This is a genomic window from Pseudomonas fluorescens, from assembly GCF_005938625.1.
GTDB lineage: Bacteria > Pseudomonadota > Gammaproteobacteria > Pseudomonadales > Pseudomonadaceae > Aquipseudomonas > Aquipseudomonas fluorescens_BD.
The window spans coordinates 42873-65220 of record NZ_VCNJ01000018.1 but is presented as its reverse complement, the minus strand read 5'-3'; the positions used below and the strand labels follow the sequence as shown (position 1 = coordinate 65220).

Below are 22348 nucleotides of genomic sequence, written 5' to 3'. Positions count from 1 at the left end.
GTGTTGAACTCGGCTGCCCGCATCGAACTGCTCAGCCCACGGCTGGCGAACCAGATCGCCGCTGGTGAAGTGGTTGAACGCCCGGCTTCGGTGATCAAGGAGTTGCTGGAAAACAGCCTCGACTCTGGCGCCAAGCGCATTGATGTCGATGTCGAACAGGGCGGGGTCAAGCTGCTGCGCGTGCGTGACGACGGCAGCGGGATTTCCGCCGATGACCTGCCGCTGGCGCTGGCCCGTCACGCCACCAGCAAGATTCGCAACCTCGAAGACCTTGAGCAGGTGATGAGCCTCGGTTTCCGTGGTGAAGCACTGGCGTCGATCAGCTCCGTGGCGCGCCTGACCCTGACCTCGCGCACCCGCGATGCCGATCAAGCCTGGCAAGTCGAAACCGAAGGCCGTGACATGGCGCCTCGGGTTCAACCGGCAGCGCATCCGGTTGGCACCTCGGTGGAAGTTCGCGATTTGTTCTTCAACACCCCGGCGCGGCGCAAATTCCTCAAGACCGAAAAAACCGAATTCGATCATCTGCAAGAAGTGATCAAACGTCTGGCGCTGGCGCGTTTCGACGTGGCGTTCCATCTGCGCCACAACGGCAAAACCATCCTCAGCCTGCACGAGGCCCACGATGATGCGGCCCGCGCCCGGCGTGTGGCGGCGATTTGCGGCTCGGGTTTCCTCGAACAGGCGCTGCCGATCGAGATCGAGCGCAACGGCTTGCACCTGTGGGGCTGGGTCGGTTTGCCGACCTTCAACCGTAGCCAGGCGGATTTGCAGTATTTCTTTGTGAATGGCCGGGCGGTGCGCGACAAATTGGTGGCCCACGCGGTGCGTCAGGCCTATCGCGACGTGCTGTTCAACGGTCGCCATCCGACGTTTGCGTTGTTCTTCGAGGTTGATCCGGCGGCCGTCGACGTCAACGTGCACCCGACCAAACACGAAGTGCGCTTCCGTGATGGACGCATGGTGCATGACTTCCTTTATGGCACGCTGCACCGCGCTTTGGGCGATGTGCGCCCGGAAGATCAGCTTGCCGGTTCCGTGACCACGGCCGTCGTGCGGCCGACGGGTCTCGATGCCGGTGAGTTCGGGCCGCAGGGTGAAATGCGTCTGGCGGCCAATGCGCTGCTGGAGCAACCGCAGGCGCAACCGGCGTTCAATACCGCGTCCGCTGCCAGTGCTGGCGGCGCTTATCAGTATCAATACACACCGCGCCCGCAATCGGCGATGCCGCCGGCTGCCGAGGCTCAGGCTGCGTATCGCGAGTTTTTTGCGCCGTTGCCTGAAGCCAATGCCAACGCACTGCCGGCCGGTCAGGAAGATATTCCTCCGCTCGGTTATGCCTTGGCGCAGTTGAAAGGTATCTACATTCTTTCCGAAAACGCCCAAGGGCTGGTGCTGGTGGACATGCACGCCGCCCACGAGCGGATCATGTATGAACGACTGAAAATCGCCATGGCCAGCGAAGGCCTCAGTGGTCAGCCGTTGTTGGTGCCAGAATCACTCGCCGTCAGCCAGCGCGAGGCCGATTGCGCTGAAGAACACGCCGCATGGTTCCAGCGTCTGGGCTTCGAATTGCAGCGTCTGGGCCCGGAAACCCTGGCGATTCGCCAGATTCCCGCGTTGTTGAAGCAGGCCGAAGCCAATCGCCTGGTCGGTGACGTGCTGTCGGATCTGATGGAGTACGGCACCAGCGACCGGATTCAGGCGCACCTCAACGAATTGCTCGGCACCATGGCCTGTCACGGCGCGATTCGCGCCAACCGGCGCCTGGCCCTGCCGGAAATGAACGGCCTGCTGCGTGATATGGAAAACACCGAGCGCAGCGGTCAATGTAACCATGGCCGACCGACCTGGACCCAATTGGGCCTGGACGATCTGGACAAACTGTTCTTGCGCGGTCGTTGATGAGCCAGCTCCCTCCAGCGATTTTCCTGATGGGCCCGACCGCTGCGGGCAAGACCGATCTGGCTATCGAGCTGACCAAGGTGCTGCCGTGCGAGTTGATCAGTGTCGATTCGGCGCTGGTCTATCGCGGCATGGACATCGGCACCGCCAAGCCTTCGAAAGAATTGCTGGCCGAATATCCGCACCGTTTGATCGATATTCTCGATCCCGCCGAAGCCTATTCCGCTGCGGATTTCCGTCGTGATGCCCTGCAAGCCATGGCTGAAATCACCGCACGCGGAAAAATTCCGCTGCTGGTCGGCGGCACGATGCTCTATTACAAGGCTTTGGTCGAAGGCCTGGCTGATATGCCAGCGGCCGATGCCGACGTCCGTGCGCAGATCGAAGAAGAGGCTGCACGCCTTGGCTGGCAAGCCCTGCACGACCAATTGGCGGTCATCGACCCGGTGTCCGCGGCGCGGATTCACCCGAACGATCCGCAGCGCCTGAGTCGCGCGCTGGAAGTTTATCGAGTCAGCGGTCAGAGCATGACCGAGCTGCGCCAGCAACAATCTGCGCAAAGTACTGAAGCAGCCGCTTCGGGACTGCAACAATTGCCCTATACTGTCGCGAACTTGGCCATTGCCCCGGCAAATCGTCAGGTATTGCACGAGCGCATTAAACAAAGATTCACAAATATGTTGGAACAGGGGTTCATCGACGAGGTCGTAGCCCTGCGTAAAAGAAGTGACCTGCATTCGGGGTTGCCGTCTATACGTGCGGTAGGCTACCGCCAAGTCTGGGACTACCTGGATGGCAAGCTGACATTGGCCGAAATGCAGGAGCGCGGCATCATCGCCACGCGCCAATTGGCCAAACGCCAATTCACCTGGCTGCGCAGCTGGGAAGATATACACTGGCTGGACAGTCTTGATTGCGACAATCTGCCACGCGCCTTGAAATACCTTGGGACCATCTCCATATTGAGCTGAGTCCTTGCAATTGCCGTCTATCCTTGGGGGTGTGACGGCCAAAGCCATCTGAATTACCTATTTTTTATTATTGAATCCTTAAAGGAGTGCGGCACATGTCAAAAGGGCATTCGCTACAAGACCCTTACTTGAATACTTTACGTAAAGAGAAAGTTGGGGTTTCCATCTACCTGGTCAACGGTATCAAACTGCAAGGCACGATCGAGTCGTTCGACCAGTTCGTGATCCTGCTGAAAAACACCGTAAGCCAGATGGTTTACAAACACGCTATCTCGACAGTAGTGCCGGTTCGTCCAATTCGTCTGCCTAGCGCAACCGAATCCGAAGCAGGTGACGCTGAGCCAGGTAACGCCTGATAGGAGTCTCCTTTGTTCTTTGAGCGCCACGGTGGTGGTGAGCGAGTGATCCTCGTTCACTTGGATGGACAGGACCCTGAGGCGCGCGAAGATCCGCAGGAGTTTCAGGAATTGGCTAATTCGGCCGGCGCCGAGACCGTTGCGTTTTTTAACGTACCGCGTCATCGGCCAACCGCCAAATTTCTGATCGGCAGCGGCAAGGTCGAGGAACTGCGCGACCTGGTCAAGGCTGAAGAAGCCGATCTGGTGATTTTCAATCACATCCTCACGCCCAGTCAGGAACGTAACCTCGAACGTGTTTTCGAGTGTCGCGTGATCGACCGTACCGGTCTGATTCTCGATATCTTCGCCCAACGCGCCCGTACCCATGAAGGCAAGCTCCAGGTTGAACTGGCCCAGCTTGACCACATGAGCACCCGGCTGGTTCGCGGCTGGACTCACCTTGAGCGCCAAGGTGGCGGCATCGGCATGCGCGGCCCGGGTGAAACCCAGCTGGAAACCGACCGCCGTTTGCTGCGGGTTCGCCTGCGCCAGATCAAAGGCCGGCTCGAGAAGGTGCGCAGCCAGCGCGAGCAATCGCGTCGCGGCCGTTCCCGTGCGGACATCCCGACCGTTTCTCTGGTGGGATACACCAACGCCGGCAAATCCACACTCTTCAACAACGTGACGAAATCCGACGTCTACGCGGCCGACCAATTGTTTGCCACGCTGGACCCGACCTTGCGCCGTCTGGAACTGGACGACCTGGGGCCGATTGTCCTGGCGGACACGGTGGGCTTCATTCGTCACCTGCCGCACAAGCTGGTCGAGGCATTTCGGTCTACCCTCGAAGAGTCGAGCAATTCCGATCTGTTATTGCACGTGATCGATGCGGCTGAACCGGATCGCATGTTGCAGATCGAGCAGGTGATGGTGGTGCTGGGCGAGATTGGTGCCCAGGACTTGCCGATCCTCGAGGTCTATAACAAACTCGATTTGCTTGAAGGCGTTGAGCCACAAATCCAGCGTGACGAAAACGGCAAGCCCCAGCGGGTCTGGCTGTCGGCGCGTGACGGCAGTGGTCTGGAATTGCTTGAGCAAGCCATCGCTGAATTACTTGGCAGTGATTTGTTTATCGGTACCTTGCGCTTGCCGCAACGATTCGCGCGACTGCGTGCGCAGTTTTTCGAACTCGGTGCGGTGCAGAAAGAAGAGCACGACGAAGAAGGCATCAGTCTGCTGGCCGTTCGTTTGCCCCGGGTCGAGTTGAATCGACTGGTAAGCCGCGAAGGATTGCAGCCGATGGAGTTCATCGAGCAACACACTTTGCAATAAAAGCCTGACAAAGCGGTTGTGCCGCAACGGCAGGCATTCTGTAGCATTGGTCGGCGCGCCGTGGGTGCGTCTTTGCTTTATCAGATGGAGAGCGCTATGGCTTGGAATGAGCCGGGTGGCAACTCGAATAATCAGGATCCTTGGGGTGGCAAACGCCGCAATAACGGCGACCGCAAGGGGCCACCGGATCTCGACGAGGCCTTCCGAAAGCTGCAGGAAAGCCTGAACGGGTTGTTCGGTGGTGGTAAGAAACGTGGTGATGACGGCGGTGGTTCGGGCAAGAGCAGTGGCGGCTTCGGCGGTCTGCTCGGCATCGGCCTCGTTGTGCTGGCGGCTGTCTGGCTGTACAGCGCGGTCTACGTGGTCGACGAGCAGGAGCAAGCCGTGGTGCTGCGCTTCGGCAAGTACTACGAGACTGTCGGCCCGGGCCTGAACATCTACTTCCCGCCGATCGATAAAAAGTACATGGAAAACGTCACGCGTGAGCGTGCCTACACCAAGCAGGGCCAGATGCTGACCGAAGACGAGAACATCGTCGAAGTCCCACTGACCGTGCAGTACAAGATCAGCAACCTGCAGGATTTCGTGCTGAACGTCGATCAGCCGGAAATCAGCCTGCAGCATGCGACCGACAGTGCATTGCGCCATGTGGTGGGTTCCACCGCGATGGACCAGGTGCTGACCGAAGGTCGTGAATTGATGGCCAGCGAAATCAAGGAGCGTCTGCAACGCTTCCTCGATACCTATCGCACCGGTATCACCGTTACCCAGGTCAACGTACAGAGCGCAGCGGCACCGCGTGAAGTACAGGAAGCCTTCGATGACGTGATCCGCGCCCGTGAAGACGAGCAGCGTTCGCGCAACCAGGCTGAAACCTACGCCAACGGCGTCGTGCCGGAAGCCCGTGGTCAGGCCCAGCGCATCCTTGAAGATGCCAACGGTTACCGTGACGAAACGGTCTCGCGCGCCAAGGGTGAAGCTGATCGCTTTACCAAACTGGTCGCCGAATATCGCAAGGCACCTGAAGTCACCCGCCAGCGTCTGTACCTGGACACCATGCAGGAAGTCTTCAGTAGCACCAGCAAGGTACTCGTGACCGGTAACAAGAATGGCCAGAGCAACCTGCTTTACCTGCCGTTGGACAAGATGATTCAAAACAGTTCGGGCAGCAATGCGCCGGTCACCGGTTCGGCCGCCGCCAGTAACAACACGGATGCCGCGCCGCATGTCACTGACCTGCCGCAGTCGCGCACAAGGGAGACCCGCTGATGAGCAATAAATCGCTGATCGCCCTTATTGTTGGCGTCGTTGTCGTGCTGGTGGGCTGGAATTGCTTCTACATCGTCGCTCAGACCGAGCGTGCGGTACTGCTGCAATTCGGTCGCGTGGTTCAGGCGGATGTTCAGCCAGGTCTGCATGTGAAAGTGCCTTACGTTAACCAGGTGCGTAAATTCGACGCACGCCTGATGACGCTGGATGCACCGACACAACGCTTCCTGACCCTGGAAAAGAAAGCCGTGATGGTCGATGCCTATGCCAAGTGGCGCGTGAAAGATGCCGAGCGCTTCTACACCGCGACTTCCGGTCTGAAGCAAATCGCCGACGAGCGTCTGTCCCGTCGTCTGGAATCGGGTCTACGTGACCAGTTCGGTAAGCGCACCCTGCACGAAGTGGTGTCGGGTGAGCGTGACGCACTGATGGCTGACATCACCGCGTCGCTGAACAAGATGGCTGAAAAAGAGCTGGGTATCGAAGTGGTCGATGTCCGGGTCAAGGCCATCGATCTGCCGAAAGAAGTAAACCGCAGCGTGTTCGAGCGTATGAGCACCGAGCGTGAGCGTGAAGCTCGCGAGCACCGTGCCAAGGGTAACGAGCTGGCCGAAGGCATCCGTGCCGACGCCGATCGTCAACGCCGCGTGCTGCTGGCTGAAGCCTATCGTGAATCGGAAGAGGTTCGCGGTGACGGTGATGCCCAGGCCGCAGCGATCTACTCCAAGGCCTACGGTCAGGATCAGGAGTTCTACGGTTTCTACCGTAGCCTGCGCGCCTACCGTGAAAGCTTCGCGAACAAATCCGACGTCCTGGTCCTCGACCCAAGCAGCGACTTCTTCCGTTACCTGGAAAAGTCCAAGCCTTGATACGACGTTGACCTGAATCATTCCGCCCGGCGGCTAAAACCTCGGGCGGGGTGATCCTTTGGGAAAACGTGTGTATGATGCGGCAGCCGGGAAATTCCCGGCTTTTTTGCGTCTGCACGTTTGATTGCTGTTTTTTGTTGCAGGCATCGGGTTGAATGGCCCGAGAGTTTTTCGAGGAAAGTGATGGGCGAAGCCGGTAACAGGCCTTTCGCCGCGTCGTTCATGCGCGTGCGTTTTGAACGGGCCGGTCATTTTCTGCTTCACTCAAGGCTCGCCCGCAGGCTGGCCGCCCGGATCAAAGGGGAATGGCGTAATGGCAACGGTAGACCGCTGGCTGCTGCCAGATGGCATCGAAGAAGTACTGCCACCGGAAGCGGCGCGCATTGAAGTCGCGCGTCGTCAGGTGTTGGATCTGTTCCAGAGCTGGGGTTACGAGTTTGTCGTGACTCCCCATATCGAGTACCTGGAATCCCTGCTGACCGGCGCGGGCCAGGATCTGGATCTGCGTACCTTCAAGGTCATCGACCCGCAATCGGGCCGGCAGATGGGTTTCCGTGCCGACATCACGCCGCAAGTGGCGCGCATCGATGCGCATACCCTGCGTCGCGAAGGCCCGAGCCGTCTGTGCTACGCCGGCAGCGTGCTGCATGCCCAGCCGCGTGCATTGTCGTCCTCGCGCAGCCCGATCCAGTTGGGCGCCGAGTTGTACGGCGACGCCAGCCCGAGCAGCGACGTTGAAGTGATCAGCCTGATGCTGGCCATGCTGCAACTGGCCGATGTGCCGGATGTGCACATGGACCTCGGTCATGTCGGCATCTACCGTGGTCTGGCGCGTGCCGCCGGTCTGTCCGGTGAAGTCGAGCAACAGTTGTTCGATGCGTTGCAACGCAAGGCCATCGACGAGGTCATTACCTTGACCGAAGGCTTGCCGGCCGACTTGTCCGGCATGCTGCGCGCGCTGGTCGATCTGTGCGGCGGCCGTGAAGTGTTGAGTGCTGCCCGTGAGCGTCTGGCCAATGCGCCGGCGCCGGTGCTGGCGGCACTTGAAGATTTGCTGGCGATCGCCGAGCGTCTGTCGGCGCGCTTCCCGGAGTTGCCGCTGTACTTCGATCTGGGCGAGTTGCGTGGCTACCACTACCACACCGGTGTGGTGTTCGCGGTGTTCGTACCGGGCGTTGGCCAATCCATCGCTCAGGGCGGTCGCTACGACGACATCGGCGCGGATTTTGGTCGTGCGCGTCCGGCGACTGGCTTTTCCACCGATTTGAAAACCCTGGTGACCCTGGGGCGTGCTGAGATCGAGCTACCGTCTGGCGGTATCTGGATGCCTGACAGTACGGATGCGGCACTCTGGCAGCAGGTTTGCCAGTTGCGCAGTGAGGGTCAGCGTGTCGTTCAGGCGTTGCCTGGACAACCTTTGGCCGCCGCCCGTGATGCGGACTGCGACCGGCAATTGATTCAGCAGAACGGGCTTTGGCAAGTATCGCCACTGGCTTCTTGAGTTTTCCTGCCGGCCATCGCCGGCACCAAGTTTGCGCGAATGAGGACAAGTGTTATGGGTAAGAATGTCGTAGTCCTGGGCACCCAATGGGGTGATGAGGGCAAAGGCAAGATCGTTGATCTGCTGACCGAACATGCTGCCGCCGTAGTGCGCTACCAGGGTGGCCACAACGCTGGTCACACCCTTGTGATCGACGGCGAAAAAACCGTTTTGCACCTGATTCCTTCGGGCGTGCTGCGCGAAGGCGTGCAGTGCCTGATCGGCAACGGCGTGGTAGTTGCACCTGACGCCTTGCTGCGCGAAATCACCAAGCTGGAAGAGAAAGGCGTACCGGTGCGTGAGCGTCTGCGTATCAGCCCGTCCTGCCCGCTGATCCTGTCCTTCCACGTGGCGCTGGACCAGGCCCGTGAAAAGGCCCGTGGCGAGCTGAAGATCGGTACTACCGGTCGCGGCATCGGCCCGGCTTACGAAGACAAGGTTGCGCGTCGTGGCCTGCGTGTTGGCGACCTGCTGAACATGCCGCGTTTCGAAGACAAGCTGCGTGAACTGGTGGATTACCACAACTTCATGCTGGTTGGTTACTACAAAGAACCGGCCATCGAGTTCGAAAAGACCCTGGCCGAGTGCAAGGAATACGCCGAGCTGCTGAAGCCGCTGATGCTCGACGTGACGGCTGAGCTGCACGACCTGCGTCGCGCCGGCAAAGACATCATGTTCGAAGGCGCCCAGGGTTCGTTGCTCGACATCGACCACGGTACCTACCCGTACGTGACCAGCTCCAACACCACCGCTGGTGGCGTGGCGACCGGTTCCGGCGTTGGCCCGATGTTCCTGGACTACATCCTGGGCATCACCAAGGCTTACACCACTCGCGTCGGTTCGGGCCCATTCCCGACTGAGCTGTTTGACGAAGTCGGTGCGCACCTGGCCAAGCAAGGTCACGAGTTCGGCGCGACCACCGGCCGTGCCCGTCGTTGTGGCTGGTTCGACGCCGTTATCCTGCGTCGCGCGATCGATGTGAACAGCATCTCGGGCATCTGCCTGACCAAGCTGGACGTACTCGACGGTCTGGAAACCATCAACATCTGCGTCGGCTACAAAGATGCGCAGGGCAACGCCGTTGCGCCGACCGACGCTGACAGCTACGTAGGCCTGCAGCCTGTGTACGAAGAAGTGCCGGGCTGGACCGAATCGACCGTGGGCGCCAAGACTCTGGAAGAGCTGCCAGCTAACGCTCGTGCCTACATCAAACGCGTTGAAGAGTTGATCGGCGCGCCGATCGACATTATTTCGACGGGCCCGGACCGCAACGAAACCATCGTTCTGCGTCATCCGTTTGCTTGATAAGTCGTTGATGTAAAAACACAAAGGCCCCTTAATCGGGGCCTTTGTCGTTTATGCCTGTTGGACGGCATGACCTTTGCTGTGAATCTGTCTACAAGAGTGCCATCAAATTAATGGCGTCAGAAGTAGAGGGATTCACAGTGTCGGCCGTTCTCTCACTGTTACAAAGCCGTTTGTTGCGGCCCGTGTTCGTTACCCTTGGTATCGCCCTTTTGGTGCAGGTGTTGGTGGCGGTTGCCCTGACGCGGAGCACCGTCACGGCGCTGGAAGCTGATTTGGCAGTGCGTCTTGGTGCCGACAGTCAGAAACTCTCCGGCGAGCTGGAGCAGGCCGGGCGTGAAGTCACCTCAAGCCTGGACGCCTTGTCCGCCAGTACCCGTCAGCGGCTGACTGCCGGCCTGTCTTCGCGACTGAAAGACGAGCAAGCGCAGTTGCGTGCGACGTTGGAAAAGGATCTGAAGGATTCAGCCAATGACATGGCGCAATTGCTCGCCTCGGTGGCACCGCGCGCCATGTGGGACAGCGACGTTCCGACCCTGTCCGAGTTCGCCCGGCGCGCCCAGCGCAATCCCAACGTGCTGTTTGTGGTGTACGACGATGCCACCGGTCAGCACCTGACCCGTTATCTCAACCGCGAAAACCCGATCAACAAGGCCTTGCTGGAAAAGGGCCAAGGCGAGCGTGCGCTGGATAAAGTGCTGGATGCGGCCAAGAACGATCCGTCGGTTTACTACCTTGAAGCCTCGATCAATCCCAATGGCGTAGAAATCGGCAAGGTCCTGATGGGTGTGTCCACAGCCTCGGTGGAAACCGATCTGGCGGCACTGGACAAGCGCTTCTCGGCGTTGATCGCGAGCAGTGATCAACTGGTCGGCGATAGCCTCAAAGGCGCCGCAGCGGACAGCGCCAAGGCCATGCAGGCGCGTCTGCAATCGGCGCAGTCTACGGCCGTCGAGATGAAAGCTAATACAGCCAATACCGTCCAGGAAGCGGCAGCAACCCTGCGTTGGCGGATCGGCATGGGCCTGGCGCTGGTCGGTTGCGGGGTGCTGCTGTTGCTCGCGGTCGTGCTCGGCCATCGCGTAGTCAATCGGCTGAAGATGCTCAATGCCGCGATGGATGATCTGGCGGCGGGCGAGGGCGATCTGACCAAGCGTGTGCAGATCAACAGCAAAGATGAAATCGGCGACATGGCCTCAGCGGTCAATCGCTTTGTGGATAAGTTGCAGCCGATCGTGCGCGAGGCGGGCGATGTCGCGCAGCGTACCGGTGTCGAGATTGGTGCCATGACCCTGCGTAATGCCGGGGCGGATGCGGCGGCCGGGATGCAGCGTGACGAAGTGGCGGAAAGCCTGCGCGCGCTGTCGCAAATGGCTGATGAGGCGCAGTCGGAAAGCCATGCAATGCAGGCTGCGTTGAAGCAGGTGGTGGATATTCGTCAGGCGACTGACGAAAACACCCGCACCTCTGCCAAGGTCGGCAGCCTGATCGAAGCGCTGGCCGGACAGGTAGATACCGGGGCAAAAGTCATCGAGCGGCTGGCGCAGCAGAGCGAGCAGATTGAAGTGGTGCTGACGGTGATTCACGGGATTGCCGAGCAGACCAACCTGCTGGCGCTCAACGCGGCCATCGAAGCGGCACGTGCCGGTGAGACCGGGCGCGGGTTTGCGGTGGTGGCCGACGAAGTGCGGGCGTTGGCCAGCAAAACGCAAAGCTCTACTGGCGATATTCAAGCGCACATCGTCGCGTTGCAGCAGGGCGCGCGTGAAGCGGTCGAGGCGATCGGTCAGGCCGGGCGTCAGGCCAGCGAAGGCTTGCTGGTGTTGCGCGACAGCGCGCGGTTGCAGCAATCGGTGCAGGCTTCGGTTGAGCAGGTGCATGCGGCGATTGGTCTAGCGACCCAGGCTGCGGCGCATCAGGCGCAGGGCGCGCAGGCTGTGCGTGGGCGGGTCGAAACGATTCATGCGCAGGCCGAGAAAGCGGCGCAGGCGGTGGTGGAAACCACGGCCAGTGGCAAGGTGCTGGATGGTCTGGCGGCGCAACTGAAGGCAAGCCTGGGACAGTTCAGGGCTTAAGATCAAAAGATCGCAGCCTGCGGCAGCTCCTACATTGAAACGCGAAATCCCATGTAGGAGCTGCCGCAGGCTGCGATCTTTTAGCGGCTCAGATACATCCGCGTCGTTAGCAGATAAACCGGCAATCCCGATACCAAAATCAACAACGCCGCATAAGGCGCCGCCGCCGCAAACTCGACATTCGCGGTATGCGCCCATACCTCGGTCGCCAACGTGTTAAGCCCGGTCGGACTCAACAGCAACGTCGCCGTCAATTCCTTCATCGCATCGAGAAACACCAGCGCAAACGCCGCGCCCAATGCCGGAAAGATAATCGGCAACGTCACCCGACAAAACGCCGTGAACGACGAAGCCCCCAGCGTGCGCGCAGCCTCTTCCAGTTGCGGCGCAGCCTTGTTCAGCGCTGTGCGAATCGGTGCCTGCGCCAGCGGCAAAAACAACAACGCATAAGCGATCAGCAGCAATCCCGAAGTCTGGTACAGCGCCGGCACGTAATGCAGGGCGAAATACACCAGCGTCAACGCAATGACCAATCCTGGCAGGGCATGCAGCAGATACGGCAAGCGCTCGGCCCAAATCGCCAGTTGGCCTTTGTAACGTACCACCAGCAAGCCGACCGGCACGGCCAGCACCAGGCACAACGCCGCGCCGCCTAGCGAAAGCGCCAAAGACGAGAGCAAAGCTTCAGTAATCGCGGCCACCGGAAAAGCCGCCGACGAACCGACCGCGAGCCAATACGCCAGCATTCCCAGGGGAATGCCGCTGCCGACAACCGCCAGCATCAGGCAATACAACTGACCGACCGTGGCCCATGGCCCTAGTCGAACCTGTTCAGCCTGGCGCGCGGCGCCTTGCCCGGTGCGCACATGCCGACCCTTGCCGCGTACGCGCAACTCCAGCCACAGCAACACAAGACACAGCGCCAGCAGCACGGCCGACAGCATCGCCGCGTTGGCGTTGCTGAACTCCAGTTCGAATTGCTGATAGATCGCCGTGGTGAAGGTTTGCAGGCCGATGATCGACAGAGCGCCGAACTCCACCAGCATGTGCAGGGCGATCAGCAAAGAACCCGCCAGTAGTGAAGGCCAGAGCAGCGGCAGGGTGACCCGAAAAAACACGCCCCAGCGATTCTGCCCGAGGGTGCGGGCCGATTCTTCAAGAGAGGGATCGAGATTGCGCAGCGTCGCCGCCACCGGCAGGAAAATCAGCGGGTACTTCGACAGGCTCATCACCAGAATCGCCCCGCCAAGCCCTTCGAACTGCGCGCTCAACGAAACCCAGGTGAAGCTGCTGACAAACGCCGGCACCGCGAACGGCAGGCACAGAATCACACCCCACAGGCGCCGCCCTGGCAAATTGCTGCGTTCCAACAGCCATGCCAGCGACAGGCCGATCACGCCGCAGGTGATCGTCACGCCCACCATCAATGCCAAGGTGTTGCGCAGCAGACCGAATACATACGGGCGCCACAGCAAATGCAGCGCCTCGGCCCAGCCGGCCTGCCAGGCTTTGAGCCCGACGTAGGCCAGCGGCAGCAAGCTCAGTACTACCAGCAGCAACACCGGCATTACTAGCCAGATCGATGGCCGCTTGCGCTTTGGTACGTAACCCCCGCGCGCGGCGGGGGCGGATAACGATGCGGTCATCAGTTCAAGCCAACTTCGCGTTCCAGTTCCAGCGCTTCTTCGGCATTGCCCAGATCGGCCGGAGTGACGTTCGGCGCTTCCAGTTCGCTGAACGGCTTGAGCCCGCGATCCGATTCCATGCCTTTGTGCAGTGGATACTCGGCGGTGGTCTGAGTGATCACGCGCTGACCTTCTTCGCTGGCCATATAGGCGAGGAATTGCTGGGCTTCTTTGGGATGTTTGCTGGATTTCAGCACGGCCGCGCTCGATACAGTGATCAAGCCGCCGACGTCGCCGCCGGTGAAGTAATGCAGTTTTGAATCCAGTTTGCCTTTCTCGCGCTGCAGGGCGAACCAGTAATAGTTGTTCACCAGCACGGTGGCGACTTCGCCGTTTTCCACGGCTTTGAGGGCGACCATGTTGTTGCTGTAGGTTTTACCGAATGCGCGCAGGCCGGTGAGCCATTCTTCGGCGGCATCGCGACCGTGCAGCTTGATGATCGCCACAGCCTGCTCCTGGAACGCGCCGCTGGTCGGTACGAAACCGACTTTGCCTTGCCATTGTGGATCGGAGAATTCCATGACCGATTTCGGCAGGTCTTTTTCATCGACCAGTTTCGGGTTGTAGGCGACCACACGAACGCGCGCCGTCACGCCGATCCACGTGCCGTTACCAGCGACATATTTTTCTGGCAAAACGGCGAGGGTGGCGTCGTCGGTCTTGGCCAGCAGGCCCAGTTCGCCGAGATTGTTCAGCGGTGGCGACTCCTCGGTGTAGATCACGTCGGCGGGGGAGCGGTCGCCTTCTTCGATGATCTGGCTGGCGAGTTGATTGCTGCTGCCTTTGCGCACGTTGACGTGAATGCCGGTCTTGGCTTCGAAGGCTTTGGCGATCGCGTCGCCGACTTCTTTATGCTGGCCGTTATAGAGAGTCAGGGAAACCGTATCGGCAGCCTGGGTGAGGGGAGTGGCGAGCGCCAGGCCGAGGAGGGTGAAGGTCAGGCCTCGGCGCAGGGTATTTCGAAACGTCATTCGCGGGGTTCCTCACTGTCGCATTGCAAAAACTTGCAACAATGATAAACGATATTGTTTCTCAAGTGCGCCTTGCGGTGGAGTTGGCGTTTTGATAGGCGTAGTGATGGATTTCTGAAAGCCAGAAACGCAAAAACCCGCTTTCGCGGGTTTTTGTGAAATTCAAGATCGTAACCTTGAATTTGAATTGGTGCCCAGAAGAAGACTCGAACTTCCACGACCGTAAGGTCACCAGCACCTGAAGCTGGCGTGTCTACCAATTTCACCATCTGGGCAATCATCGCGAGCGTTGCCGCTGTTGATGTGGCGCACTATACGGAGCGCGTTTTGATCTGTAAACCCCTGATTTAATTTTAATAAATCAGTTTTAAGAAAACCCGGGCTTAGAATGCAAAAAACCCGCTTTCGCGGGTTTTTGTGTGAGCCTTGAAACTGATCTAGTCTCAAGCTCGAAATTGGTGCCCAGAAGAAGACTCGAACTTCCACGACCGTAAGGTCACCAGCACCTGAAGCTGGCGTGTCTACCAATTTCACCATCTGGGCAGTATCGGCAACGCTGTGCGTCGTCGATGGCGCGCACTATACGGAGCGTCTTTTTAACTGTAAACCCCTGTCAGCAAAAAATATGATTTTTTTTACCAGCGGTGTTCAAAACAGCTTCTGAGCGTCGATACAAGCCCTCAGTTGCGCCTTATAGAGTCGGAAATTTCCCGTTTCATGGCGCCTATGCCAAACTAACCCGCATATAGACAAGGTGAAAACTCTCTAATGGCCGATTGGCAGTCCCTCGATCCCGAGGCCGCTCGTGAAGCGGAAAAATACGAAAACCCTATTCCTAGCCGCGAACTGATCCTGGCGCACCTCGCCGATCGGGGTTCGCCTGCTGCCCGCGAGCAGTTGGTCGAAGAGTTTGGTCTGACCACAGAAGACCAGATCGAAGCCCTGCGCCGCCGCCTGCGCGCCATGGAGCGCGACGCTCAACTGATCTACACCCGCCGTGGCACTTACGCGCCGGTAGACAAGCTCGACCTGATCCTCGGCCGCATCAGCGGTCACCGTGATGGTTTCGGCTTCCTCGTCCCGGACGACGGCAGCGACGACCTGTTCATGAGCCCGGCGCAAATGCGTCTGGTGTTCGATGGTGATCGTGCGTTGGCGCGCGTCTCCGGTCTCGACCGTCGTGGTCGCCGCGAAGGCGTGATCGTCGAAGTGGTATCGCGTGCTCACGAAACCATCGTCGGCCGCTACTTTGAAGAAGGCGGCATCGGTTTCGTCGTCGCGGACAACCCGAAGATTCAACAAGAAGTGCTGGTCACCCCGGGCCGCAACGCCAACGCGCAGATTGGTCAGTTCGTCGAGGTGAAAATCACCCACTGGCCGACGCCGCGCTTCCAGCCGCAAGGCGATGTGGTTGAAGTGGTCGGCAATTACATGGCGCCGGGCATGGAGATCGACGTTGCCCTGCGCACCTACGATATCCCGCACGTCTGGCCTGAAGCCGTTCTGAAAGAAGCCGCCAAGCTCAAGCCGGAAGTCGAAGAAAAAGACAAAGAGAAGCGTGTCGACCTGCGCCATCTGCCGTTCGTCACCATCGACGGCGAAGATGCCCGCGACTTCGACGATGCTGTTTATTGCGAAGCCAAACCGGGCAAGCTGCGCCTGTTCTCTGGCGGCTGGAAGTTGTACGTGGCGATTGCCGACGTTTCCAGTTACGTGAAGATTGGCTCGGCGCTGGACAATGAAGCGCAAGTGCGTGGCAACTCGGTGTATTTCCCCGAGCGCGTCGTGCCGATGCTGCCTGAGCAGCTGTCCAACGGCCTGTGCTCGCTGAATCCGCACGTCGATCGTCTGGCCATGGTTTGCGAGATGACCATCTCCAAGTCCGGCGAAATGACCGACTACTGCTTCTATGAAGCGGTGATCCATTCCCACGCTCGTCTGACGTACAACAAAGTCAGCGCGATGCTGGAAACGCCGAAAATCACCGAGGCGCGTCAGCTTCGCGGTGAGTACAACGACGTTCTGCCGCACCTCAAACAGCTTTATGCGCTGTACAAGGTGCTGCTGGCGGCTCGTCACGTCCGTGGCGCGATCGATTTCGAAACGCAGGAAACCCGAATCATCTTCGGTACCGAGCGCAAGATTGCCGAAATCCGTCCGACCACCCGTAACGATGCGCACAAGCTGATCGAAGAATGCATGCTGGCGGCCAACGTGGCCACCGCCGAATTCCTCAAGAAACACGAAATTCCTGCGCTGTACCGCGTTCACGATGGTCCGCCACCGGAGCGTCTGGAAAAGCTGCGTGCGTTCCTTGGCGAACTCGGTCTGTCCCTGCACAAAGGCAAGGACGGCCCGTCGCCGAAGGACTACCAGGCATTGCTGGCGAGCATCAAGGATCGTCCGGATTTCCATCTGATCCAGACTGTGATGCTGCGTTCGCTGAGTCAAGCAGTGTACAGCGCCGACAATCAGGGCCACTTCGGCCTGAATTACGAAGCCTATACCCACTTCACTTCGCCGATCCGTCGTTACCCGGATTTGCTCACCCACCGAGCAATCCGCAGCGTGATCCATTCGAAACAGGACACCCCGCACGTTCGTCGTGCCGGTGCGATGACCATTCCGAAGGCGCGCATCTATCCGTACGACGAAGCGGCGCTGGAGCAGCTCGGCGAGCAGTGCTCGATGAGCGAGCGCCGTGCCGACGAAGCGACCCGCGACGTTGTGAACTGGCTCAAGTGCGAGTTCATGAAGGATCGCGTAGGCGAATCGTTCCCGGGCGTGATCACCGCAGTGACCGGTTTTGGTCTGTTCGTCGAACTGACCGATATCTATGTCGAAGGCCTGGTGCACGTCACCGCGCTGCCGGGCGATTACTACCACTTCGATCCTGTGCATCACCGTCTGGCGGGCGAGCGCACCGGTCGCAGCTTCCGTCTTGGGGATACCGTTGAAGTGCGCGTGATGCGCGTTGACCTCGACGAACGCAAGATCGACTTCGAGATGGCCGAAAAAACCATCAGCGCGCCGATCGGTCGCAAAAAGCGTGGTGCTGAAACTGCCGCGCCCGCCGCGAAGGAAAAAGCCGAAGCGGCTCCAGCGAAAACCGCTGGTCGTCGTCCGGCCAAAGAAAAGGCTGCCGAAGCCTATCGCCCAAGCGACGCTGTGGCGAAGAACGCCGAGCTGCGCAAAAGCCGTGAAATGAAGAAAGCTCTGCTTTCCGACGCTAAAAACGGTGGTAAAGCGGCGTCCGGGGGAAAGACTGGACGGTCGGCGCCTGAAAAGGCCTCCGGCGGCAAGCCAGCGAAACCGAGCAAACACCGTAAAGGCCCGCCAAAAGCGGGTTCGGCTCCAGCCAAAAGCGGCGGGGCACGTAAACCGAAGGCGAAGTCATGAGTCAGTTGGAAAAAATCTACGGCGTTCACGCGGTAGAAGCGTTACTGCGTCACCACCCGAAGCGCGTCAAGCAGATCTGGCTGGCGGAAAGCCGCAACGATCCGCGCGTGCAGACCCTGGTTGAACTGGCTAACGAAAATCGCGTTCAGGTCGGCCAGGCCGAACGTCGCGAAATGGATGCCTGGGTTGAAGGCGTGCATCAGGGTGTGGTCGCGGAAGTCAGCCCAAGCCAGGTCTGGGGCGAAGCAATGCTAGACGAGTTGCTCGACCGTACCGAAGGTGCGCCACTGTTGCTGGTGCTCGACGGTGTGACCGATCCGCACAACCTCGGCGCCTGCCTGCGTTCGGCCGATGCGGCCGGTGCGCTGGCGGTGATCGTGCCGAAAGACAAGTCGGCAACTTTGACGCCGGTCGTGCGTAAAGTCGCTTGCGGCGCGGCGGAAGTTATTCCATTGGTTGCAGTGACTAACCTCGCTCGCACCTTGGAAAAACTTCAGCAGCGCGGTCTGTGGATTGTCGGCACGGCAGGTGAGGCGGAGGTCAGTATCTATGACCAGGATCTGACTGGCCCGACCATTCTGATCATGGGCGCTGAAGGCAAAGGCATGCGTCGCCTGACTCGTGAACACTGCGACTATCTGGTGAAGCTGCCGATGGCCGGTAGCGTCAGCAGCCTCAACGTGTCCGTAGCCACCGGCGTTTGCCTGTTCGAAGCGCAGCGCCAGCGCGGTGCAAAAGCCAAGGCTGGCGCGAAGAAATCCTGAGTCGTACACGATTCAAATGTGGGAGCGAGCCTGCTCGCGAAAGGGGTGTGTCAGACGACAATAATGTTGCCTGATATATCGCATTCGCGAGCAGGCTCGCTCCCACAGTGTTTTGTGGTGTGGCATAAATGGGTGGTTGTTCAAATAATCACCAATTGCCTTGCACCTCTTCTATCCCTTCTCTACAATTGCGCCCCTTGCTGTGACGGCAGGCACGCATGTGCCCCGCGCCAGCAAGTCCATAAGTGTCATTCACTCCTTGTCTGACCGTTTTTGAGCGGCAGGCTACAACCCGTAAGGAGCATTCATGCGTCATTACGAAATCATCTTTTTGGTCCACCCGGATCAAAGCGAGCAAGTCGGCGGCATGGTAGAGCGTTACACCAAGCTGATCGAAGAAGACGGCGGCAAAATCCACCGTCTGGAAGATTGGGGCCGTCGTCAACTGGCCTACGCAATCAACAATGTTCACAAGGCTCACTACGTGATGCTGAACGTTGAGTGCACTGGCAAGGCCCTGGCCGAGCTGGAGGACAACTTCCGCTACAACGATGCAGTGATCCGTAACCTGGTCATCCGTCGCGACGAAGCCGTTACCGGCCAGTCCGAGATGCTCAAGGCTGAAGAAAACCGCAGTGAGCGCCGTGAGCGTCGCGATCGTCCTGAGCACGAAGGCGCTGAAAGCGCTGAAGGCGAAGAGAACGACAGCGATAACGCTGACGAGTAATCCACGGACCTTATTAAGGAGCCTATCAAATGGCACGTTTCTTCCGTCGTCGTAAATTCTGCCGTTTCACCGCTGAAGACGTGAAAGAGATCGATTACAAAGATCTCAACACTCTGAAAGCCTACGTATCCGAGACCGGCAAAATCGTTCCAAGCCGCATCACCGGTACCAAAGCTCGTTATCAGCGTCAGCTGGCCACCGCTATCAAGCGCGCCCGCTTCCTGGCCCTGCTGGCCTACACCGACAGCCACGGCCGCTGAGACCGGGCAGTCGACAAGTAGCAAAGGATTGAATGCATGCGTGCCTTAGCTGAGTTCATCATGCGAGGCCGTATGCAGGCCACTCTCGTGGTGGCCGGATGTGCAACATTGCCGTTGTTGTATTGGTTGGGCGCTGCCGCCGGGAGCCTTGTGCTGCTGCGGCGCGGACTGACGGACGCCCTGGGTGTTCTGTCTCTGGGGCTGCTGCCGGCATTGATCTGGTGGCTGTATGCCGATGACCCACGGGCACTTCTGGTGCTGCTGGGGTCTTCGGGACTTGCGTTGGTTTTGCGCGCGAGTGAGTCCTGGGTTCGCACGCTGCTGGTCAGCGTAGTGATTGGGGTGGTGTTTTCGGTGGTGCTCGGGGCTGCGTTTGCGGCCCAGATCGAGATGCTCGCGCAGGCCTTGATAAAGGTCATGCCAGCGCTTCTCGGTGAGACCTACAAGCAATTGTCGGTCGATGAGCAAGCGCGTTTCGCGTCCCTGATTGCACCAGTCCTGACCGGACTGATTGCGGCTTTGTTGCAAATCGTCAGCGTGCTGAGCCTGATTGTCGGGCGGCATTGGCAGGCGTTGTTGTACAACCCGGGTGGTTTTGGTCGCGAGTTTCGCGCCATCCGGATCCCGCTGGGGCCGGCGATGTTGCTGCTGGCGTTGATGCTTCTGGGCCCGAATCTCGGTGCACAGATGGCCATGTTGACGCCGTTGTGCAGTGTACCGCTGGTGTTCGCCGGACTTGCCCTGATTCACGGGCTGGTCGGGCAGAAGCGACTGGCCGGTTTCTGGCTGGTGGGGTTGTACGTCACGCTGCTGTTGTTCATGCAGCTGATCTATCCGTTGCTCGTGGTCCTGGCCATTGTCGACAGCCTGATTGATTTTCGCGGTCGTCACGTGTCGAAAGACACCGATAACGCGAACGGTGAAGGTTAAAAGTTAAGAGGATTTCCACATGCAACTGATCCTTCTGGAAAAAATCGCCAACCTGGGCAACCTGGGCGACAAAGTAAACGTTAAGGCCGGTTACGGCCGTAACTACCTGCTGCCTTTCGGCAAAGCTACCGCTGCGACCGCTGCCAACCTGGCTGCGTTCGAAGAGCGTCGTGCTGAGCTGGAAAAAGCTGCTGCAGACCGTAAAGCATCGGCTGAAAGCCGTGCTGCCCAACTGGCCGAGCTGGAAGTGACCATCACTGCCACCGCTGGCGACGAAGGCAAGCTGTTCGGTTCGATCGGTACTCACGACATCGCTGACGCACTGACCGCCTCCGGCGTTGAAGTGCAGAAGAGCGAAGTTCGTCTGCCGAACGGCACCATCCGCAACGTGGGTGAATTCGACGTGGCTGTGCACCTGCACGCCGAAGTTGAAGCCACCGTACGCGTTGTCGTGGTAGCAGCTTAAGCAACACTGATCGGCTGGCGGCTTGTCCGTCAGACGGTTAACATCGGGCACGATCCTGTTTACAGGTCGTGCCCTTTGTCTTTCTGAATTCCCTGTTTTTCCAAACAACACAAGTGGCCATGAACGATATCTCCGCTCCCGAGCAATACGATCTGCAAACCGCTGCCCTGAAGGTGCCGCCGCATTCCATCGAGGCCGAACAGGCTGTACTCGGTGGTCTGATGCTGGACAACAACGCCTGGGAACGCGTGCTCGATCAAGTCTCCGACGGCGATTTCTATCGACATGACCACCGCCTGATCTTCCGTGCGATCGCCAAACTGGCTGATCAGAACTCCCCGATTGACGTCGTGACCCTTGCCGAGCAATTGGACAAGGAAGGTCAGACTTCGCAAGTCGGTGGCCTCGGTTACCTCGGCGAGCTGGCGAAAAACACGCCATCCGTCGCCAACATCAAGGCCTATGCGCAGATCGTTCGCCAGCGCGCGACGTTGCGCCAACTGATCGGCATCAGCACCGAGATTGCCGACAGCGCCTTCAACCCGGAAGGCCGCACCGCCGAGGAGATCCTCGATGAAGCCGAGCGGCAGATCTTCGCGATTGCCGAGGCCCGGCCGAAAACCGGTGGCCCTGTTGGTGTGAACGACTTGCTGACCAAGGCCATCGACCGCATCGACACCTTGTTCAACACCGACAACGCCATCACCGGCCTGTCTACCGGTTACACCGACCTCGACGAGAAAACCAGTGGCCTGCAGCCGGCTGACTTGATCATCGTCGCCGGTCGTCCATCGATGGGTAAGACCACCTTCGCGATGAACCTTGTGGAAAACGCCGTACTGCGCAGCGACAAGGCGGTGCTGGTGTATTCCCTCGAGATGCCAGGTGAATCGCTGGTCATGCGTATGCTCTCCTCGCTTGGCCGGATCGACCAGACCAAGGTGCGTTCCGGTCAGTTGGAGGATGACGACTGGCCGCGCCTGACCTCGGCGGTCAACCTGCTCAATGACCGCAAGCTGTTCATCGACGACACCGCCGGTATCAGCCCTTCGGAAATGCGTGCACGTACCCGGCGTCTGGCGCGGGAACACGGTGAGATCGGTCTGATCATGATCGACTACCTGCAACTGATGCAGATTCCAGGTTCCGGCGGCGACAACCGGACCAACGAGATTTCTGAAATCTCGCGTTCCTTGAAAGCTCTGGCCAAGGAATTCAATTGCCCGGTGGTGGCGCTGTCTCAGCTCAACCGTTCCCTGGAGCAACGACCGAACAAGCGGCCAATCAACTCCGACCTCCGCGAATCCGGAGCGATCGAGCAGGACGCCGACGTGATCATGTTCGTGTACCGCGACGAGGTGTATCACCCGGAAACCGAGCACAAGGGCATCGCCGAAATCATCATCGGCAAGCAGCGTAACGGCCCGATCGGTTTTATCCGTCTGGCGTTTATCGGCAAGTACACGCGCTTCGAAAACCTTGCGCCGGGCAGTTACAACTTCGACGACGACGAGTGACAGCAGGCCGAAGTCATTCGACCTG

The 22348-nt window shown here is 59.3% G+C and carries 18 protein-coding genes and 2 tRNA genes; 16 read left to right on the top strand and 4 right to left on the bottom strand.

All coding sequences use genetic code 11. The features are described from left to right. The first annotated feature begins 3 nt into the window (after positions 1 to 3). From mutL to FGA82_RS12770, 9 genes are all read left to right on the top strand, one after another. Positions 4 to 1905, top strand: coding sequence for a DNA mismatch repair endonuclease MutL (mutL, locus tag FGA82_RS12810; protein ID WP_171057274.1), 1902 nt, complete (start codon positions 4 to 6; stop codon positions 1903 to 1905). Then, complete coding sequence (gene miaA / locus FGA82_RS12805; RefSeq protein WP_141127331.1) at positions 1905 to 2876, top strand: tRNA (adenosine(37)-N6)-dimethylallyltransferase MiaA; 972 nt, start codon at positions 1905 to 1907, stop codon at positions 2874 to 2876. The genes mutL and miaA overlap by 1 nt, the downstream gene beginning before the upstream one ends. A gap of 95 nt (positions 2877 to 2971) precedes the next feature. Continuing rightward, a complete protein-coding gene (gene hfq, locus FGA82_RS12800; RefSeq protein WP_007902656.1) occupies positions 2972 to 3232 on the top strand; it encodes an RNA chaperone Hfq in 261 nt (86 codons plus the stop codon). A gap of 12 nt (positions 3233 to 3244) precedes the next feature. Continuing rightward, positions 3245 to 4546 carry a ribosome rescue GTPase HflX gene (gene hflX / locus FGA82_RS12795; RefSeq protein WP_095056368.1) on the top strand — a complete coding sequence of 434 codons (1302 nt, stop codon included), beginning with the start codon at positions 3245 to 3247 and terminating at the stop codon, positions 4544 to 4546. Between the two features lie 96 nt (positions 4547 to 4642). Then, positions 4643 to 5815: an FtsH protease activity modulator HflK gene (gene hflK / locus FGA82_RS12790; protein WP_141127330.1), complete on the top strand. Its 1173-nt coding sequence runs from the start codon at positions 4643 to 4645 to the stop codon at positions 5813 to 5815. After that, the gene (gene hflC, locus FGA82_RS12785; protein WP_034151639.1) at positions 5815 to 6684 is read left to right on the top strand and encodes a protease modulator HflC; all 870 of its coding nucleotides are present in this window, start codon (positions 5815 to 5817) and stop codon (positions 6682 to 6684) included. The genes hflK and hflC overlap by 1 nt, the downstream gene beginning before the upstream one ends. Positions 6685 to 6997: 313 nt before the next feature. Beyond that, the gene (locus tag FGA82_RS12780; RefSeq protein ID WP_007915833.1) at positions 6998 to 8185 is read left to right on the top strand and encodes an ATP phosphoribosyltransferase regulatory subunit; all 1188 of its coding nucleotides are present in this window, start codon (positions 6998 to 7000) and stop codon (positions 8183 to 8185) included. A gap of 54 nt (positions 8186 to 8239) precedes the next feature. Beyond that, positions 8240 to 9529: an adenylosuccinate synthase gene (locus FGA82_RS12775; RefSeq protein ID WP_027921980.1), complete on the top strand. Its 1290-nt coding sequence runs from the start codon at positions 8240 to 8242 to the stop codon at positions 9527 to 9529. Between the two features lie 140 nt (positions 9530 to 9669). Next, positions 9670 to 11604 (top strand): methyl-accepting chemotaxis protein, encoded by a 1935-nt coding sequence (locus FGA82_RS12770; RefSeq protein ID WP_141127329.1) that lies wholly within the window; start codon positions 9670 to 9672, stop codon positions 11602 to 11604. An 80-nt stretch (positions 11605 to 11684) separates the two neighbouring features. On the opposite strand, the gene FGA82_RS12765 is transcribed toward FGA82_RS12770, so the two are convergent. From FGA82_RS12765 to FGA82_RS12750, 4 genes are all read right to left on the bottom strand, one after another. Further along, positions 11685 to 13250 (bottom strand): ABC transporter permease, encoded by a 1566-nt coding sequence (locus tag FGA82_RS12765; protein ID WP_141127328.1) that lies wholly within the window; start codon positions 13248 to 13250, stop codon positions 11685 to 11687. Beyond that, entirely contained in the window at positions 13250 to 14260 is a 1011-nt protein-coding gene (locus FGA82_RS12760) for an extracellular solute-binding protein (RefSeq protein WP_141127327.1), read from the bottom strand. Before FGA82_RS12760 ends, FGA82_RS12765 begins: the two co-directional genes overlap by 1 nt. A gap of 188 nt (positions 14261 to 14448) precedes the next feature. Beyond that, positions 14449 to 14535: transfer RNA gene (locus tag FGA82_RS12755), tRNA-Leu, on the bottom strand. A 181-nt stretch (positions 14536 to 14716) separates the two neighbouring features. Continuing rightward, a tRNA-Leu gene (locus tag FGA82_RS12750) sits at positions 14717 to 14803 on the bottom strand. A 225-nt stretch (positions 14804 to 15028) separates the two neighbouring features. Here FGA82_RS12750 and rnr point away from each other — a divergent pair. The 7 genes from rnr (at position 15029) to dnaB (ending at position 22323) form a co-directional block, all read left to right on the top strand. Beyond that, positions 15029 to 17659, top strand: a complete 2631-nt coding sequence (rnr, locus tag FGA82_RS12745; protein WP_095120626.1) for a ribonuclease R — start codon at positions 15029 to 15031, stop codon at positions 17657 to 17659. Beyond that, the gene (rlmB, locus tag FGA82_RS12740) at positions 17656 to 18423 is read left to right on the top strand and encodes a 23S rRNA (guanosine(2251)-2'-O)-methyltransferase RlmB (RefSeq protein ID WP_141127326.1); all 768 of its coding nucleotides are present in this window, start codon (positions 17656 to 17658) and stop codon (positions 18421 to 18423) included. The genes rnr and rlmB overlap by 4 nt, the downstream gene beginning before the upstream one ends. A 307-nt stretch (positions 18424 to 18730) precedes the next feature. Beyond that, positions 18731 to 19150 (top strand): 30S ribosomal protein S6, encoded by a 420-nt coding sequence (gene rpsF / locus FGA82_RS12730; protein WP_007915844.1) that lies wholly within the window; start codon positions 18731 to 18733, stop codon positions 19148 to 19150. A 29-nt stretch (positions 19151 to 19179) separates the two neighbouring features. Continuing rightward, complete coding sequence (rpsR, locus tag FGA82_RS12725) at positions 19180 to 19410, top strand: 30S ribosomal protein S18 (RefSeq protein ID WP_002551829.1); 231 nt, start codon at positions 19180 to 19182, stop codon at positions 19408 to 19410. A gap of 36 nt (positions 19411 to 19446) precedes the next feature. Then, entirely contained in the window at positions 19447 to 20340 is an 894-nt protein-coding gene (locus FGA82_RS12720) for a hypothetical protein (protein ID WP_016983782.1), read from the top strand. A 19-nt stretch (positions 20341 to 20359) separates the two neighbouring features. Beyond that, positions 20360 to 20806 carry a 50S ribosomal protein L9 gene (gene rplI, locus FGA82_RS12715; protein WP_003221136.1) on the top strand — a complete coding sequence of 149 codons (447 nt, stop codon included), beginning with the start codon at positions 20360 to 20362 and terminating at the stop codon, positions 20804 to 20806. A 119-nt stretch (positions 20807 to 20925) separates the two neighbouring features. Beyond that, positions 20926 to 22323 carry a replicative DNA helicase gene (gene dnaB, locus FGA82_RS12710; RefSeq protein WP_008078305.1) on the top strand — a complete coding sequence of 466 codons (1398 nt, stop codon included), beginning with the start codon at positions 20926 to 20928 and terminating at the stop codon, positions 22321 to 22323. Positions 22324 to 22348: the final 25 nt, after the last annotated feature.